22 protein-coding genes are annotated in these 13,208 nt (G+C 45.2%); 14 read left to right on the top strand and 8 right to left on the bottom strand.

Annotated features, from left to right (window positions below; all coding sequences use genetic code 11):
* Window positions 1-2 precede the first annotated feature (2 nt).
* The 5 genes from GJB62_RS07440 to GJB62_RS07420 are packed head-to-tail and all read right to left on the bottom strand — an operon-like array spanning window position 3 to window position 4,410.
* On the bottom strand, window positions 3-2,513 hold the full coding sequence (locus GJB62_RS07440; protein WP_114082411.1) for a hypothetical protein: 2,511 nt from the start codon (window positions 2,511-2,513) through the stop codon (window positions 3-5).
* Entirely contained in the window at window positions 2,506-3,063 is a 558-nt protein-coding gene (locus tag GJB62_RS07435; RefSeq protein ID WP_114082412.1) for a hypothetical protein, read from the bottom strand. Before GJB62_RS07435 ends, GJB62_RS07440 begins: the two co-directional genes overlap by 8 nt.
* 13 nt (window positions 3,064-3,076) lie before the next feature.
* On the bottom strand, window positions 3,077-3,745 hold the full coding sequence (locus tag GJB62_RS07430; RefSeq protein ID WP_114082413.1) for a discoidin domain-containing protein: 669 nt from the start codon (window positions 3,743-3,745) through the stop codon (window positions 3,077-3,079).
* Window positions 3,732-4,091: a hypothetical protein gene (locus tag GJB62_RS07425; protein WP_114082414.1), complete on the bottom strand. Its 360-nt coding sequence runs from the start codon at window positions 4,089-4,091 to the stop codon at window positions 3,732-3,734. The genes GJB62_RS07430 and GJB62_RS07425 overlap by 14 nt, the downstream gene beginning before the upstream one ends.
* Window positions 4,081-4,410 carry a hypothetical protein gene (locus GJB62_RS07420; protein WP_114082415.1) on the bottom strand — a complete coding sequence of 110 codons (330 nt, stop codon included), beginning with the start codon at window positions 4,408-4,410 and terminating at the stop codon, window positions 4,081-4,083. Before GJB62_RS07420 ends, GJB62_RS07425 begins: the two co-directional genes overlap by 11 nt.
* A gap of 219 nt (window positions 4,411-4,629) precedes the next feature.
* Between GJB62_RS07420 and GJB62_RS07415 the strand changes: the two genes are divergently transcribed.
* The 3 genes from GJB62_RS07415 (at window position 4,630) to GJB62_RS07410 (ending at window position 5,961) form a co-directional block, all read left to right on the top strand.
* Window positions 4,630-5,238 (top strand): tyrosine-type recombinase/integrase, encoded by a 609-nt coding sequence (locus tag GJB62_RS07415; protein ID WP_114082416.1) that lies wholly within the window; start codon window positions 4,630-4,632, stop codon window positions 5,236-5,238.
* Window positions 5,235-5,387, top strand: a complete 153-nt coding sequence (locus GJB62_RS36610; protein WP_167755978.1) for a hypothetical protein — start codon at window positions 5,235-5,237, stop codon at window positions 5,385-5,387. The genes GJB62_RS07415 and GJB62_RS36610 overlap by 4 nt, the downstream gene beginning before the upstream one ends.
* A gap of 232 nt (window positions 5,388-5,619) precedes the next feature.
* The gene (locus tag GJB62_RS07410; RefSeq protein WP_147262514.1) at window positions 5,620-5,961 is read left to right on the top strand and encodes a hypothetical protein; all 342 of its coding nucleotides are present in this window, start codon (window positions 5,620-5,622) and stop codon (window positions 5,959-5,961) included.
* Window positions 5,962-6,023: 62 nt separating this feature from the next.
* On the opposite strand, the gene GJB62_RS36935 is transcribed toward GJB62_RS07410, so the two are convergent.
* From GJB62_RS36935 to GJB62_RS07395, 3 genes are all read right to left on the bottom strand, one after another.
* Window positions 6,024-6,677, bottom strand: coding sequence for an Arm DNA-binding domain-containing protein (locus tag GJB62_RS36935; RefSeq protein WP_181852851.1), 654 nt, complete (start codon window positions 6,675-6,677; stop codon window positions 6,024-6,026).
* A 67-nt stretch (window positions 6,678-6,744) separates the two neighbouring features.
* The gene (locus GJB62_RS07400; RefSeq protein ID WP_114082418.1) at window positions 6,745-7,440 is read right to left on the bottom strand and encodes a hypothetical protein; all 696 of its coding nucleotides are present in this window, start codon (window positions 7,438-7,440) and stop codon (window positions 6,745-6,747) included.
* 164 nt (window positions 7,441-7,604) lie between these two features.
* Window positions 7,605-7,925 (bottom strand): hypothetical protein, encoded by a 321-nt coding sequence (locus GJB62_RS07395; RefSeq protein ID WP_114082419.1) that lies wholly within the window; start codon window positions 7,923-7,925, stop codon window positions 7,605-7,607.
* Between the two features lie 216 nt (window positions 7,926-8,141).
* Here GJB62_RS07395 and GJB62_RS07390 point away from each other — a divergent pair, with 216 nt between their 5' ends.
* The 11 genes from GJB62_RS07390 (at window position 8,142) to GJB62_RS07345 (ending at window position 13,198) form a co-directional block, all read left to right on the top strand.
* Window positions 8,142-8,378 (top strand): hypothetical protein, encoded by a 237-nt coding sequence (locus GJB62_RS07390; RefSeq protein WP_114082420.1) that lies wholly within the window; start codon window positions 8,142-8,144, stop codon window positions 8,376-8,378.
* Between the two features lie 223 nt (window positions 8,379-8,601).
* Complete coding sequence (locus GJB62_RS07385) at window positions 8,602-8,976, top strand: hypothetical protein (RefSeq protein WP_114082421.1); 375 nt, start codon at window positions 8,602-8,604, stop codon at window positions 8,974-8,976.
* Window positions 8,977-9,031: 55 nt separating this feature from the next.
* On the top strand, window positions 9,032-9,244 hold the full coding sequence (locus GJB62_RS07380; RefSeq protein ID WP_114082422.1) for a hypothetical protein: 213 nt from the start codon (window positions 9,032-9,034) through the stop codon (window positions 9,242-9,244).
* Window positions 9,241-9,441, top strand: coding sequence for a hypothetical protein (locus tag GJB62_RS07375; protein ID WP_114082423.1), 201 nt, complete (start codon window positions 9,241-9,243; stop codon window positions 9,439-9,441). Before GJB62_RS07380 ends, GJB62_RS07375 begins: the two co-directional genes overlap by 4 nt.
* Complete coding sequence (locus tag GJB62_RS07370) at window positions 9,438-9,623, top strand: hypothetical protein (protein ID WP_114082424.1); 186 nt, start codon at window positions 9,438-9,440, stop codon at window positions 9,621-9,623. The genes GJB62_RS07375 and GJB62_RS07370 overlap by 4 nt, the downstream gene beginning before the upstream one ends.
* The gene (locus tag GJB62_RS37975; protein ID WP_258551449.1) at window positions 9,620-9,742 is read left to right on the top strand and encodes a hypothetical protein; all 123 of its coding nucleotides are present in this window, start codon (window positions 9,620-9,622) and stop codon (window positions 9,740-9,742) included. The genes GJB62_RS07370 and GJB62_RS37975 overlap by 4 nt, the downstream gene beginning before the upstream one ends.
* The gene (locus GJB62_RS07365) at window positions 9,732-10,943 is read left to right on the top strand and encodes an ATP-binding protein (protein WP_114082425.1); all 1,212 of its coding nucleotides are present in this window, start codon (window positions 9,732-9,734) and stop codon (window positions 10,941-10,943) included. Before GJB62_RS37975 ends, GJB62_RS07365 begins: the two co-directional genes overlap by 11 nt.
* 5 nt (window positions 10,944-10,948) lie before the next feature.
* On the top strand, window positions 10,949-11,146 hold the full coding sequence (locus tag GJB62_RS07360) for a hypothetical protein (RefSeq protein WP_114082426.1): 198 nt from the start codon (window positions 10,949-10,951) through the stop codon (window positions 11,144-11,146).
* A gap of 84 nt (window positions 11,147-11,230) precedes the next feature.
* A complete protein-coding gene (locus tag GJB62_RS07355; protein WP_114082427.1) occupies window positions 11,231-11,476 on the top strand; it encodes a hypothetical protein in 246 nt (81 codons plus the stop codon).
* Window positions 11,477-11,775: 299 nt separating this feature from the next.
* Window positions 11,776-12,963, top strand: a complete 1,188-nt coding sequence (locus GJB62_RS07350) for a transposase (RefSeq protein ID WP_114082428.1) — start codon at window positions 11,776-11,778, stop codon at window positions 12,961-12,963.
* Between the two features lie 13 nt (window positions 12,964-12,976).
* On the top strand, window positions 12,977-13,198 hold the full coding sequence (locus tag GJB62_RS07345; RefSeq protein WP_114082429.1) for a hypothetical protein: 222 nt from the start codon (window positions 12,977-12,979) through the stop codon (window positions 13,196-13,198).
* Window positions 13,199-13,208 lie beyond the last annotated feature (10 nt).

The following is a 13,208-nucleotide window of genomic DNA, read 5'->3' as shown; positions in this document are numbered from 1 at the left end:
AATTAATCACCTCCATCTAAAATATCTTCAAGCACCAATTCAAGGAAATTTGTTGAGTCGGCTTTCGCTTGATCTCCTGCCGCCGCTTGTACGATCGGAATTGGTATTTCGAGTCCTGGCTTGTAATGAATGACGTTGCCAAGTTCATCGCGGATCGGGTTTCCGTGATCATCTGTTGGATCGGTCTGGGAAATCTCACGCTTAATGACCTTTACGCTGTCGTCTATATCACCTGCTGCTGCTTTAATTGCAATTGGTATTGCAACAACCATTGCAATAGCTTGTGCTTGCTCATTCGATGTATTCAAGAAGTTAAAAAACTTGCCCTTAAGGTTTGGTTGTGGGTTCATCCATCCATAGGCATCTTCAAGCAGTACCCCACCCTTGCGAAGTGCATTGCCAATTTTGCCGACGTTACCGCCAATAACTTCCATCCCGGCTGTCAGAATACCTCCGAGGTTTGTAACTTGATTAAAAACGTTTGACGCTGCTTGATAGATCCTGTTTGCTTTTTGGAAATTCTCATTCAAGCCAGTTGCGTACTGTTCCCCAACGGTATTGGCGACGACCTCGTGTACTGCTTGTCCAATAACGTTGCTAATACTTATCGGTTGACCGTTGATACCTTTTGGCAGGATGAAGCCTGTCACCTGATCGATGATTGATATCAACGTCTGTCCGAGGTTATTCGATAACATCAAAGCGTTATGCACTGTTGCAGCAAATGTAAGCACTGCAAGCGCTTTCTCAACGTATGTATTCGTTGCAATCGCTGTAATTAACGTTGTTATCGCCGCAAGTTGACCCGTGAAAAATGCCTTAACGCCGTTGACCAGCCCCGACGATGTACCGTTAATATTTGCCCTTGTCTCAGCGTGTTGCTGTACAATCAACGCTCTTAAACTTGCCGTTTCTGCTGGGTTCACGTCAATCCCATCCCTACCATTGATACCGTTAATGCCGTTAATGCCGTCCCTACCGGGTGTACCTTGAGCGCCTGGGATGCCTTGTCTACCTGGAAAACCATTAATACCATTCCTCCCATCACGCCCCGGCACTCCGGGTGTACCCGGTAACGTGACAACGGCAGTAACTCCATTGATACCCGGTGTGCCTGGAATACCTTGTAAGCCTCTAATACCTGGGATACCTTGATCACCTTTATCACCCTTCAAGCCCTTTAAACCTCGCACGGTTTGCACGAGTGCGATCGCAGATAGAGCGGTAGTAAGTGCGGTTCCTGCCTTGGACAAAGCTTCGCCACCAAGCCGCTTTGCTTGTTGCCCAATGCCTTCCGCCTCTGTCGCCTTCTGATATGCCGTTGTAGCATTTTCATTCGCTCGTGCTGCATTTTGCACTGCACCGTCTGCTGTCGTTTGCGCTTGCTTGGCATTACTGATTGCAGTATCCGCCACTCCCTGTGCGCGTGCTGCCGTGACTTGGGCAGCCCCTGCTTTAAGGTTCGCCGCTTCGCCTATCCCTCTGGCATCAATTGCAATTCCCCGGACTTCGGTTATCGAAGCTTCATTTGCTTTAATGCGATTTTGTAATCCTAAAAGCTTCCCAAGAATGCCCGATACGCTATTACCAAGAGCGACAAGACCCGCTTCAAGCGCGTCAATTCTACCGCCCAAAATATTGAGGGTTGCTAATTGCTCAATTAGCGTAAATATCGTAGCTATTAAATTAAAAGCCTCAAATATCCTGCCTGCTAATCTTCCTGTCGCAGCTAGCGCTTCTCCACTAATACCAATCGCTTTTGCGGCATTGGTTAAAGCATTACCTGCTGTTTTTTCTACCTTGGTGATAAGTTCCCCTAACTGCCCTACTCTTGCCTTAAAACCATCGACTACACCTTTCAAGCCGGTTACATCAGATGATGCCCTCAATGCGTCTTTTGATGCTGTTGCCGCTTTAGATACCGCCCCTGTTGCCTTCCCATCCGCTTGATTCGCCAATCCTTTCGCTAGTTGACTTTCTTTTGAAGCAGTTTTTGCTATGTCTTCAACAGCGTTCGCTTTAGAAAACGCCCTATCAGCCTGCGCTTTAGATAATTCTGCTTTTTGTTCAGCATATTTCGCTTTGTCAAAAGCATTGTTCCCGGTCGCTTTTGCTTCACCTGCCGAACGTGTTGCCCCTGCTGCGCTTATCTCAGCAGTATCGGCTGTTCCCTGCGCTCTAATTGCTTTATTTGATGCTTCTACAGCATCGCGCTTTGCTCTAAGTGCTTCGTTTGTTGCTTTAAGCGCTTCACTTTGGGCATTATTTGCTGTGGTTTCGACTTTAAAAGCTTTAGTTAATGCTTCTCTTGCTTTCTCTAGCCCAGCGTCAATTTGTGGCTTCAATTTATTAACAACTACTACACCTCCCGCCGCTACTGCTGTTGTTATATCAGGTTGCAAAGCTGCACGAGTAGATTGTATTATTCGATTTTCATCGACTTTAGGAATGCGTGCGATTTCTGCCCTAAGTGCTGCAATTTCTGCTGCCAAGCTGCTACATGAATCAGCCATTTCTCCCCTTCAAATCATTAGTAATAAAGCGAATAGATGCGGCTGTAGAATTGCAGTCTAAGCAGCAATAACCGGGATAGCCAGGAGTTGTACATCGGCAAAAACCTTCTGGGCATCCATCACCACAAGCAACGGTATATTTAGGCGGTATTTCACCTTCTTTGAAATCTTGAAATAATATTTCGCTGGTGTTGGCATTGAATACTTTTATCGTGTAACCAACGCCCTTACTTGGGGTGAAAACTGCGCTTCTTATGCGAACATTGCCGGCGGAAGCATTATCATCGGCTGATATCAATCTATTGGTACTACTCGTTCTTATTTGCCTTCCGGTAGCGAGTGGGGATTCTGATTCAAGTCCATCATAGGTAAAAATATATGATGTTGTGATGTCGTCGTAAGTGTCTAGAGTCCAGTGCCCAGGTTGTTCATTTTCACGAGTCAATGCCACATTGATAGGTACAACGTTAGACTTAAAAAATCTCTCAGAATCTCCACGAAATTGATAAGTGACAGTAGCGGTTTTATCCCCTATTTGACAATAAGACATTTCTGTATTTCGCTTAATAATATAATCCGTATAACTCGATTTCACCTAAACAGAGATAGCCTACACCAGAGGAATCAACGCCATTTTGCAGTAATCGGAAATACGAGTAAGCCGTTGTAGATGTGACAGGCAATGAAAGCCACTGACTAATACTTGAAATGGTCGTATTGTTAACTTGAGTATCTAAATCCGTCCAAGTACTACCATCGTTACTGCCTTGTAAAATCCAATTGCGAGGATAATAATCTACGTTATTAGCCCGGCTCCGTATGCTGTAATAGTTGCATTTCAGTTTCTTTCCAGTGTCAATCTGATACTTAATCCAGTTGTTAGCGCTGATGTTCGAGTAGTATTCACTCGCTGATCTGTCTGATAGACCAACAGGGGAACCGCCCTCTGTACTGCTTGCAGTTACAATCAACGCTGATGTCGTGGCGGGGTTAACCCAGAATGTTGTTTTGCCGTTTGTACCCAAATAATAAAACAGCCCGTTATCGTCGCCGTTTGAACTATATGTAAGGGCAGTTTCATCCGTTCCACTACCGCCACCGCTAGATAAACCTGAGAATAAATCAGCTTTCGTAATACTGTACGTCTCACCTGTTGTAGGGTTTTGAAGTACAAATAAGTCTGTATCCTCTGCACTAGTTTTTGTAATCGCAAGGTCTTTAATCTGTACCATAAGCTTCGATAATTACTTGATTATTGATATATTTTTGATTGCCCCTAACAAATTGAAACGGTGTCCATCCAATGATTTTGATTAACTCAAAAGCTTCAGAGTTATCAAATGTCAGAGGAAAACCGTCTTCAGTGGTAATTGATTGATCGTCCTCAGTTGTAATCGCGTCAGAGAACGCAGAGAACGCAGTAACGAGAATCGCTGCTAGTAGACTTTCGGCGGTATTGTTGACCTGTGGTGTTAATCGAAGTAAATCGCTTTTCTGAATTACAAGTACCGTCGCATCCTGTGTTGCTTCCTCACCAAATAAATCAGCAAGGGATAATCGATTGAGATTAGTAATCATCGGGGTCAATAATAGAAGATGTGTCGATTTTTGCGAGTGAAACTGTTAGAGAATCAACCCGATAAGATGTATTGTCCGTGCCACGGAATGCGAATCCTGGGAAACCAGAATCAATGTAAACGCTTTGGTCAATATTCGCGTCAAAGTTTGCCTTGGTAAGCTGTACCTGACTTTTAAGAATGATGCCAGTTAACAGACTTTCAGCAGTATTGACAGAGGCAGGTGACAATCTTGGTAAATCGGCTTTGTAGATAGTGATTGTTGTAGCGTCTTGGGTGGCATTGGTTCCGAATACTTGTGCAAGAGTTAGTTCTGCCATAAAAACGGATTTTTGATGAAGTGAATAAATCCGTTGTATTGCTAATTAAAAAATAAGTAAATGTTCCACTTTTATGTAAAACCGGAAGTTTCACGGACGACGCTAAACCATTGCTGTGATTAGGATTGATGCGGATTTAGGTAATACCTGAAAAATAAAAACTTCCAGATTAACACCTCACAATGGTTAATCCAGAAGTCAGAACATCAAAATAATTCTATGAAAAACAACCGCAATGGACAAGCGGCTGTTTTTACGGCTAAAGAATATTCTCGAATCCGTAATAACATCCACAGCCAAAAATACAAATTGCTTTTAGACTTGGCATGGTTCACGGGGGAAAGGTGGGGGGCACTGGTGCAAATGAAAATTGCGGATCTTTACGATGCTGAGGGCAACCCACTTAAGTTGATTACTTTTCGGGCCCGCACTCGCAAGGCTGTAGGGGGGAAAAAGAAACTTCAGAAAACTAGACAAGTGCCAGTACACCCAACTCTTCATGAAGCGTTGAAAGCATACACTCCAGAAGATCCAGATTCGGAGTGGTTATTTCCTTCCAAAAGGAGCTACACCGAAGGGGAAATTATCAAGCACATCTCTCTGAGATATGCGGATATGGTGTTTCGGGAGGCAGTGCAAAAAGCTGGCTTGGAGAGCCGCGGACTAAGCACTCATTCCAGCCGCCGGAGCTTTGTAACCCATCTGGCTCGTAACGGTGTTTCGTTGCGAATTATTCAAAAGCTATTGGGATATGCGGATTTGAAGATGTTGGCAGTTTACATTGACGTTACTGATTGTGACCTCGAAGGCGCGATCGCAACTCTATGAATACCAAACTCCTATTCCTGCAAATTGAGATATTCTTCGACCGCTTGCAGCAAGGCGAATACGACCACCCTCTGTACCTGGCTATGGCACTTGAATATCTTGCTAACCAGGCATGGGATGAAGTTGACCAGGTTTACCCTAATCTGTGACAAAGCTTACTGGGGCGGATAAGCTCAAACCAATAGATGTTTTACTCACAAAATAATGCAACAACTGCGATCGCACTTTGGCTTATGAGCGCGATCGCTTTTCATTAGTCATTAGTCATTAGTCATTAGTCATTAGTCATTGGGCATTGGGGAATAGGGAACAGGGAATGGGGAATAGGGAACAGGGAATGGGGAATGGTAATATTGCCGTGTAACACGGCGCTTTACCTACATGGGACGGACTCGCACAACCTGGGAATCATGCAGCACTTGGAACGGCGGGAAAACCACATTGATCCGCGTGCCGATTGTGCTTAAGAGTGACATTTTGGCTTACGCTAGAGCGGTAGATGCCAAGCTGAAATCTGATAAATCTCGTAATATCCCCATGCTGAAAGGGGATTTTCTACAGGAATTCACCCTTGGGCTGATTGAGCGGTATATCGAATTTAAACGCCACAATTACCACCCTAACCAGAATTCTAGGAAGCTGGACACTAGCACCCGTGCATGGGATGAACTGCGGAGGTTTCAGAAATTGGTTCAGGAGTCTCCTGAACTATTGAAGGAATAAAACCTTGCCGACAAGCTTGGCAGAACCAGCGCTGTTTTAGGAAGCCACTAGATAGCTTGTAGCTACCGTTCTTGAAAACGCGCATTCCCTGGCACTTTGGGCATAGTGGACGGCTCATGTTTCCAGCCTTGGATTAGTTTCTCAATTTCAATTGGTAATTTACCATCTGCGATCGCAATTTCGACCAATTCCCGTTTCTGTTTAGCCTTGATACTGTCCACACTGCCGATGTAGCAGCGATTTTTCTTACGGCCCTTCATCCAGCAGTACCGAAAATACCAATATTTATTACCAGACCGCTCAACCCAGTACTTCTCTATCCAGTGGGTATCGTGTTGGGGCGCAACTTTTTGGGTAGCTAATGTAACCTTCCCACCAACAAGAGTTTCTACTGTGGTTGGAACAGTGTTTGAAGTAACTTGCGCCCCAACACGTGTACGCCACTCAGACCAGGCTTGATGATAATCATTCAAATTTTTAAAATCGTCTGGGTCTGGTGGCTCGTCACTGTCATCAAAGAAAATTGTCAGTTGTCCGTTGTCACTTAATTTGCGTGGGACTTCTCCAAAATCAGCAGGATTCCACCTCTGTTCTGGGTCGTCTTGTTGGGGCGCAAGTATTTCATCCCAGTAAGGATCATGAACGGTAGTCCTTTCTTCAGTTGGTGCAATTGCAAATAATGCTAATTGCCCAGGCACATCAGAATTATGTTTCATAATGTTTTTGAAGTAATAGAATTCGCGGCCGCTCTAACGGCCGTTTTTTTATACATAGGAATAGGAATTAACCAGAGGGGAATAATTCATCCCATTCTGTAGAATTCCCAAACATAGAAAGTAAATGATTGTAATTGCGCGGGAACTCCCACCAACGCGCACGTAAACATCGCCGTATAAATCCTTCTGGATTAAGAATTTTATCTAAACCACCACGGAGATTAAGCATTAAAATTGCTAACTTAATCTCATTAGTTGGACGTTCAAGGACTTCTTTCTCGGAGGAGTCATAATGTATACCCGCTTCTGCCAGAGTCTCTAAGTTGATATCGGAATTAGAATGCTGCTGCTGTATATCACCCGGAACGGCAGATTTATCATTTGAGGGGTCTGATTTGTAACTTAAATTATGGTTTTGTAAGTTTTTTTCTCGCTTCTTCCTGGGTGGTTTTAACCATTCGAGGGGTCTTACAAGTAACTTAAATATCTTCCAACTGTACTGTTTAACGACTTGGATAACTCTGTGTTCTACTAGCTGGTCGAATATTTTCTTGAGGTAATTGTGTGAGTATCCTTTACCTCTTGCTTTGGCTACTGTGGCATTGAATTCTGATAAATCTGGTTCTACTTCTTCGGCTATTACACCCTGCCTCATTAGCCATTGCCAAAGTGATTTAGCAGCAGGGCAAATATGATGTTTGTAGCAGAATGCTTCGTGTTCTTCCGTCCAAGGAAGATTGATTTTTAAACTATTTTCTGTCATGATACTGTTAGTTATTTTGAGTCAGGAAGCCACCCGGAAGTGCAATTTTAGGTGGCTTTTTGGCATTTCTAAACAATCGGCGATCGTACTCTAGTGAAATGAGGAGCGCGATCGCAACAAATAAAACCGTCCTACCCACAGTGGGTAGGACGGTTTTATTTACATTATTCCTCTGGCTGTTCCTCTAGTTCCTCTCTGAGTAACTGGAGTTCTTTGATCTTGGCTTCAATTGTAGTTATCTCATTTCTTTTAGCAATCACCTGATCTTCGTATTCGCCGATCAGGTGATCGAGCATTTTCCCAGTAACTCTTTGTCCTGGGTTGAAGATGCTTGATCGCGAGCTACCCTCTCTATGAACTCGCTCTTGCTCAGTCCCAGTAAGACTGATTTCTCCTCTAGCAGCTGATGAGCTTCTGGAGATATTGTCAGATTCAAGCTCTTCTTCCTTTGTCCGTGGATCGGCTTCCGCATTAGTTATACCCATGCACTACCTCTTATTGTATACGCATACAATGTTGACTTTTAACGCGCATTGTATTAGCTTATATTTAGTTGTACACGCATACAACTTATTTTGCAACACAACATCGCTCCCCAACGCCTGACAGTTCGCGTTGCAACCGGAGCAAGCACCCGCGCCTTGACCTTGCGCGGAACACCCTTTGACTGATGCCCAATGACTGATTACTAGTAACTAAAAATGGAAAATCAAAAAAAGACACTGACTGAAATCATGGCTCGTCCCCTGCCAGAGATAACGGCCGAAGAAGAACGCGAGTTAGCTGAACTAGAGGAGTTGATATCCAAACCAGCCACCAAAGACCCACGAATAAAGACGCTGACAGAGATAATGGCCCGTCCTCTGCCAGAGATAACGCCCGAAGAAGAAGCCGAAATGTCCCAGTTGGAGGAACTATTTACTAACAAGGGAGGGTAAAAGTCAAAGGGAAACCCAACTAAAAAACGCTCAAACCCAGTGATAACAAGCATTTAACAAAAATGACTCAACTGCGATGCCTGCGGCGAGCTACGCTAACGCAGTAGTTAAACACCTGTATACACAGCTTTAAGTGCCACTTAAGACCTATTTAAGTGCCGCATAAGCGTGACTATAAACCCAGTATGCAGGCACTTAAGACCCACTATGACCCTAGTATGCAATGACTATGGAAGCACTAGAAGCCACTAGTAATGGCACTAAAGCAGCACCAAAGACCGACAACAAGTCCGAGGATAAGCCCAAGAGAGATAGAGCAACAAGACGACCTTTGCCATCTTTACCCAGTGCAGCCTCGGCCGCAGATATGAATCAAGTCGAGTATTCGGCGCTAGCTGACAGAACAGCAATCGAATGGGTTTCTTTGAAGAATTACGAAATGTTCAGTCTTTCGCCGGATGGTTCATTTCCGATGATGAAAGTCAGTCGTAGCAAAGCCGTTCGCCTTGCGGATCGTGAGGCGATGATGGTTGGCGGCGGTCGCTGCTTTCGAGTTTCACTATCCAACCATCCAAGACAAAACAAGCCCCAGTCATGACCTGGAGCCTGTTCGACGGCAAATTAATACCGTCTCTACCTAACCAAAACTTACCATGAACGACCAACAACTAACACCCAAACAACAAAAAGTAGTTGACGAATTTGAATCAGCCCGTCCTGGGCTGGGTGCGATCGCAGAAAGGAACATCCGCAACAACGACAAAACCGGCTGGGCTGAAATCATAGCCGATACCCCAGAGGATGAACTGGTAGCCCGCGAGGGTTCATCGACTAACTCCTTCATGTATCCAAGGATCGGCGGATGAAAACACTCTCTCAACTAATAACTGAAGCCTCATTGCTAATTGGTGAAATCAGCATTCATCCAGACTACGAGGCTTTGATAAAAAAAGGATATTACCCAGATTTGACTGTGGGTGATGCTTATACAGCGCTCGTTTATCTAAGCTGTGAAATCGATCCGCCACCAATTAAAGTTTCTGAAATTGAGGTGAAACCATGACTCAAGAGCGTAGTCCGTGGTTAGCTGCTGCGATCGCAATAAATGAAGCGCTCAAGCTGGAACCAGCAGATGTGCAGGAGTCCATCCGCCGGATGGATCGCAAAACCTACCCAGAAACTTGCAAAGCACTCCGAGAAAGGGAGCAGGGAGCAGGGGAGACAAAATCGGAGGATGAGGAATGAACCAAATTGTCATTCTCTTTTTCACCCTGGCAGCGTTGATCATCGGCATCATTGCACTTTGCAAACAGCAAAGCCAGCACCCTTTTTACTTGAAAATTGAGGTGCAGTATGGGAAATGATCTAATAGATATCAAGGTTGCGGCCCCTCCCAAAACTGCCAATGCACACACTTGGGTAGAGATGCACTTGCCTAATGCCAAAACCCTTGGGCGTTATTGTGCCTGGGGTCTGGGTCGTGTAGTGTTTTCTCTTGGGCTTTTCAGCCTTTACGGTGTCACAGCTGCTTTGAAGCTGGGTATTACCATCTGCCAAGCAACAGAAAACGCCGTTAAAAAACTCCTGAAAGTTTACGATGCTTTGCCCTACGCAGGGGTTCCGATGTCCCAAGTCATTGAAGCAAGCGCTGCTGTGGTTGAGGAACCACTGGAAATCATCACCGATATCATCGCCGCCATTGAAGGTAAACAGGTAATGATCATCGGCGAGATGGGGACCGGCAAGTCAACGCTAGCCCAATACCTTGCCTACACTATCGGCGGCCGCGTTCGCGTCTACGAATGCGAGGGGACACCGACCGACTGGCAAGGGCTTGAGGTCACTGGTAAAGGCGAGAACTGGGTTGCTATCGACCAAGGAATGGCTGAGGATCTGGAAGACTTGTCTAAACAGATGAAAATCCGCGAGGAGCGCGGCGACGCTGCTTTAGTCGGTACTGAGCGCGTGATCATCGTTGAGGAGTACCCCGAACTGGTTTCAAAAGTAAGCAGTTCCGGCGAATGGCTAGAACGTCACGCGCGTAGAGGTCGTAAAGCTCGACGGTTCACAGTTTTGCTCTCGCAGTATGACCGGGTTGCAGCCTGGGGACTTGAGGGTAAATCAGATTTAGCGGATGCTTTCTTCCGTATTCGCTTGGGTAAAAAGGCTCTAGCCCACGCCAAATCGTTGAAAAATGAACAGCTTATCAACTGGTTAAAACAAGACCAGTCACACTGTTTGCTCGACGATCAGCCCTTAAAACTCCCTCCATATAGGGAGATGAAAGCCGCAACAGTGCGCGGTGGTTCAACCATAGTACAACCTTACTGCGACAACGCGATCCAACCCCAAAAACGGGTTGAAAATGACCTCAAACCCGCTTCTGGAGCCGATTTAGAAGAAAATTGTTCGGAAAACGATCGGGTACTTTGGCGGCTAATTGGGCGCGTTGGGGAGGGAAAAAGCGATAGTGCGATCGTAACTGAGGTGCTGGGCTTCACTGGCCGCCGCTATGGGGAGGGGGCAGCGCTCTTGGAGCGGTTAAGAAAACAGTTCGGAGGGTAAACAAAATGAGTGGTGATTTTCGAGTTACTTTAACTCACGATAGCGGGGATGCAGATGTAAACAGAAGTTTTGAGATGAGCCAGGTTGAGTTACAAGCACACTTCCCCAATGAAGTAAAAATCCTCCAGAACTCCCCGATAAGTGCCGTTAGCGTCAAAGATGAGCATGGCACGGTAATTCTTGAAAAGCAGACGGTTAGCTAATTCAAAAGCGATCGCGCTTTCGAGGAGTGCGATCGCATTTGATTAATCGATTCCAACAAGTAAAAAATATCACATTTTAGAAACATGACAGGAGATATCAAAACACCGAATTGCATTAATTGTGGCTCTCAAGAAACCAGATATGATTCTGCTTTTGGTTTTTATAAATGTGAGAGTTGCTCAACAGTTTGGGGTAACGATGAAGACGATCCAGATTATGACGAATCTGTAAGTTGCCCCGATTGTTGGGGTACAGGATTAATTTATGCTTACGTCAACGACAGCCAACCCAGTAAATGCACAACTTGTAAAGGTACTGGATATATGTAGCCTGATGAGCCGGACTGACTCGCCGGCGAAACGTGAGCGCTGCTCATGTCGCGGTCTGAGTCCAAATCAGACGTACAGCACATACACACAGCAGCTTAGGGCTTTTATTTGGAATCAAGCTCAATTGGCTTTCCTACTTTCATAAGCTCGGCTGCTGTGAATATGCTGTTCCCTCCCCTATGTCACCAGAAGCGGTAACTTCTGGTTTTGCCTTGAGAGTGAACTAGGCTTTTGTGGCCTTCGGGTGATTCGCAGGCATGGCATCAGGGACAAGACGAAACCACCCAGAGGAGAACTGAATGATTAGAATTTTAGGGCTTGATGTTAGCAAGTCCTCAGTTTCGGTTTGTCTGCTTACGGAGAAGCCCGAAGATCCACGTCAATTTTATTATGAATGTCCGTTCTTTAAGTTGAGCGCTGATGCAAAGGGAATTCAAGATTTACTCGCCCTCAACGCGGATATTGCATTACTGGAGCCGACTGGCAATAATTACAGCAAGCTTTGGGGCACTCATTTAGCCCGTGCCGGGGTAGAAGTGAGGTTAGTAGGTCACAAGGAATTACGAAATTATCGAGCGAATCACCTGGCACTACCTGATAAAGATGATGATGCAGACGCTCTGGCACTGGCTTGTTACTACTTTGATTACCAACAAGACCCGCGTCGATTTGTCCAAATTCGCGATCGCGAAATAGTCAGAATTCGAGAACTAGTTTTGCGACTGGCTCACCTGAATCGCGTTCAGTCTCCGATCATGAATCGGGTGCGTCAAGATTTAGCGTGGCAGTTTCCAGAAGTTGCACTAGTAAAGTCCCGGCGGGGTGAATCTGGTGAACCACCTTTGCTCTGGGGTTGGCTTGCTGGAATTCGCAAAAGTAAGCGTTATGACTGCCTTTACTCCCAAACAGTAGGCTTGGGCATCACTGACACCGTTCGCCAACACGCTTTGAGGATCTGCAATCTCCAAAGTGAGGAATACGTCATCGAGGCAGAGTTACGAGAACTGCTTGCTGATTCACGATTTGAGCATTACCGCACAGTTTTTAAAATGTTTGGGTTTGGCGATCGCCTTTCATCGGTCATCATTTCCCAGATTTACCCGATTGAGGGATTCCTAGATGCAGATGGTAAACCAGAGGTGAGGATACGCCAGGGGCGAAATTCTAAAAAGCCTACCAAACGCCACCTTTCATTGAGAAGATTTCAGAAAGCTTTGGGCGCTGCTCCCTCAATGGAAGCGTCAGGAGATAGCCGTAAATCTAAAGTAGTGGGCGGTTCAGATTTGTGCCGTAAGTCTTTGTGGCAGTGGGTATTTACGAGAATTGAACCGAAGCGATCGCGCCTCAAGAATGATATTGGTAAAACTTTGGGGGAACAGTTAGACACTGAAAAAGCTGCGGGCCGTCCTGTGAAGCTTGTTAGGAATCGGATTGCAGCCAAAGGAGCAAGGTTACTGTTTAGAGAATTAGTTAAAGGCTTGAAGTGACAAAAAAGGAATTATGACTCAAGAAAAATATATCAAAGTAACCTTTGAGGACTCAGATGATTACGATAGCGATCAAGGGCAATGGGAAGTGAAAATCCCTATAAACGAAGAAACTTTTAATGATTTAGTTGAAGCTATCAACCAAGGATCAGATGAGCGCGAAGAAATAATAGCTGCAATTGTTTCAGATTGGCAGAGTAGCAATATGGCTTACTCTTGGAAGCTAATAAAATGACAAATTAGGA

Origin of the sequence: Nostoc sp. ATCC 53789 (assembly GCF_009873495.1) — a bacterium.
Lineage (GTDB): Bacteria > Cyanobacteriota > Cyanobacteriia > Cyanobacteriales > Nostocaceae > Nostoc > Nostoc muscorum_A.
Note: the sequence above shows the minus strand (reverse complement) of the source record. Positions and strands in the feature narration are given on the sequence as shown.

Bases quoted from the DNA above. Each gene is read 5' to 3' on its own strand.
- GJB62_RS07440 (WP_114082411.1), bottom strand. From the start codon at position 2,513: ATGGCTGATTCATGTAGCAGCTTGGCAGCAGAAATTGCAGCACTTAGG.
- GJB62_RS07435 (WP_114082412.1), bottom strand. From the start codon at position 3,063: ATGTCTTATTGTCAAATAGGGGATAAAACCGCTACTGTCACTTATCAA.
- GJB62_RS07430 (WP_114082413.1), bottom strand. From the start codon at position 3,745: ATGGTACAGATTAAAGACCTTGCGATTACAAAAACTAGTGCAGAGGAT.
- GJB62_RS07425 (WP_114082414.1), bottom strand. From the start codon at position 4,091: ATGATTACTAATCTCAATCGATTATCCCTTGCTGATTTATTTGGTGAG.
- GJB62_RS07420 (WP_114082415.1), bottom strand. From the start codon at position 4,410: ATGGCAGAACTAACTCTTGCACAAGTATTCGGAACCAATGCCACCCAA.
- GJB62_RS07415 (WP_114082416.1), top strand. From the start codon at position 4,630: ATGAAAAACAACCGCAATGGACAAGCGGCTGTTTTTACGGCTAAAGAA.
- GJB62_RS36610 (WP_167755978.1), top strand. From the start codon at position 5,235: ATGAATACCAAACTCCTATTCCTGCAAATTGAGATATTCTTCGACCGC.
- GJB62_RS07410 (WP_147262514.1), top strand. From the start codon at position 5,620: ATGGGACGGACTCGCACAACCTGGGAATCATGCAGCACTTGGAACGGC.
- GJB62_RS36935 (WP_181852851.1), bottom strand. From the start codon at position 6,677: ATGAAACATAATTCTGATGTGCCTGGGCAATTAGCATTATTTGCAATT.
- GJB62_RS07400 (WP_114082418.1), bottom strand. From the start codon at position 7,440: ATGACAGAAAATAGTTTAAAAATCAATCTTCCTTGGACGGAAGAACAC.
- GJB62_RS07395 (WP_114082419.1), bottom strand. From the start codon at position 7,925: ATGGGTATAACTAATGCGGAAGCCGATCCACGGACAAAGGAAGAAGAG.
- GJB62_RS07390 (WP_114082420.1), top strand. From the start codon at position 8,142: ATGGAAAATCAAAAAAAGACACTGACTGAAATCATGGCTCGTCCCCTG.
- GJB62_RS07385 (WP_114082421.1), top strand. From the start codon at position 8,602: ATGACTATGGAAGCACTAGAAGCCACTAGTAATGGCACTAAAGCAGCA.
- GJB62_RS07380 (WP_114082422.1), top strand. From the start codon at position 9,032: ATGAACGACCAACAACTAACACCCAAACAACAAAAAGTAGTTGACGAA.
- GJB62_RS07375 (WP_114082423.1), top strand. From the start codon at position 9,241: ATGAAAACACTCTCTCAACTAATAACTGAAGCCTCATTGCTAATTGGT.
- GJB62_RS07370 (WP_114082424.1), top strand. From the start codon at position 9,438: ATGACTCAAGAGCGTAGTCCGTGGTTAGCTGCTGCGATCGCAATAAAT.
- GJB62_RS37975 (WP_258551449.1), top strand. From the start codon at position 9,620: ATGAACCAAATTGTCATTCTCTTTTTCACCCTGGCAGCGTTGATCATC.
- GJB62_RS07365 (WP_114082425.1), top strand. From the start codon at position 9,732: ATGGGAAATGATCTAATAGATATCAAGGTTGCGGCCCCTCCCAAAACT.
- GJB62_RS07360 (WP_114082426.1), top strand. From the start codon at position 10,949: ATGAGTGGTGATTTTCGAGTTACTTTAACTCACGATAGCGGGGATGCA.
- GJB62_RS07355 (WP_114082427.1), top strand. From the start codon at position 11,231: ATGACAGGAGATATCAAAACACCGAATTGCATTAATTGTGGCTCTCAA.
- GJB62_RS07350 (WP_114082428.1), top strand. From the start codon at position 11,776: ATGATTAGAATTTTAGGGCTTGATGTTAGCAAGTCCTCAGTTTCGGTT.
- GJB62_RS07345 (WP_114082429.1), top strand. From the start codon at position 12,977: ATGACTCAAGAAAAATATATCAAAGTAACCTTTGAGGACTCAGATGAT.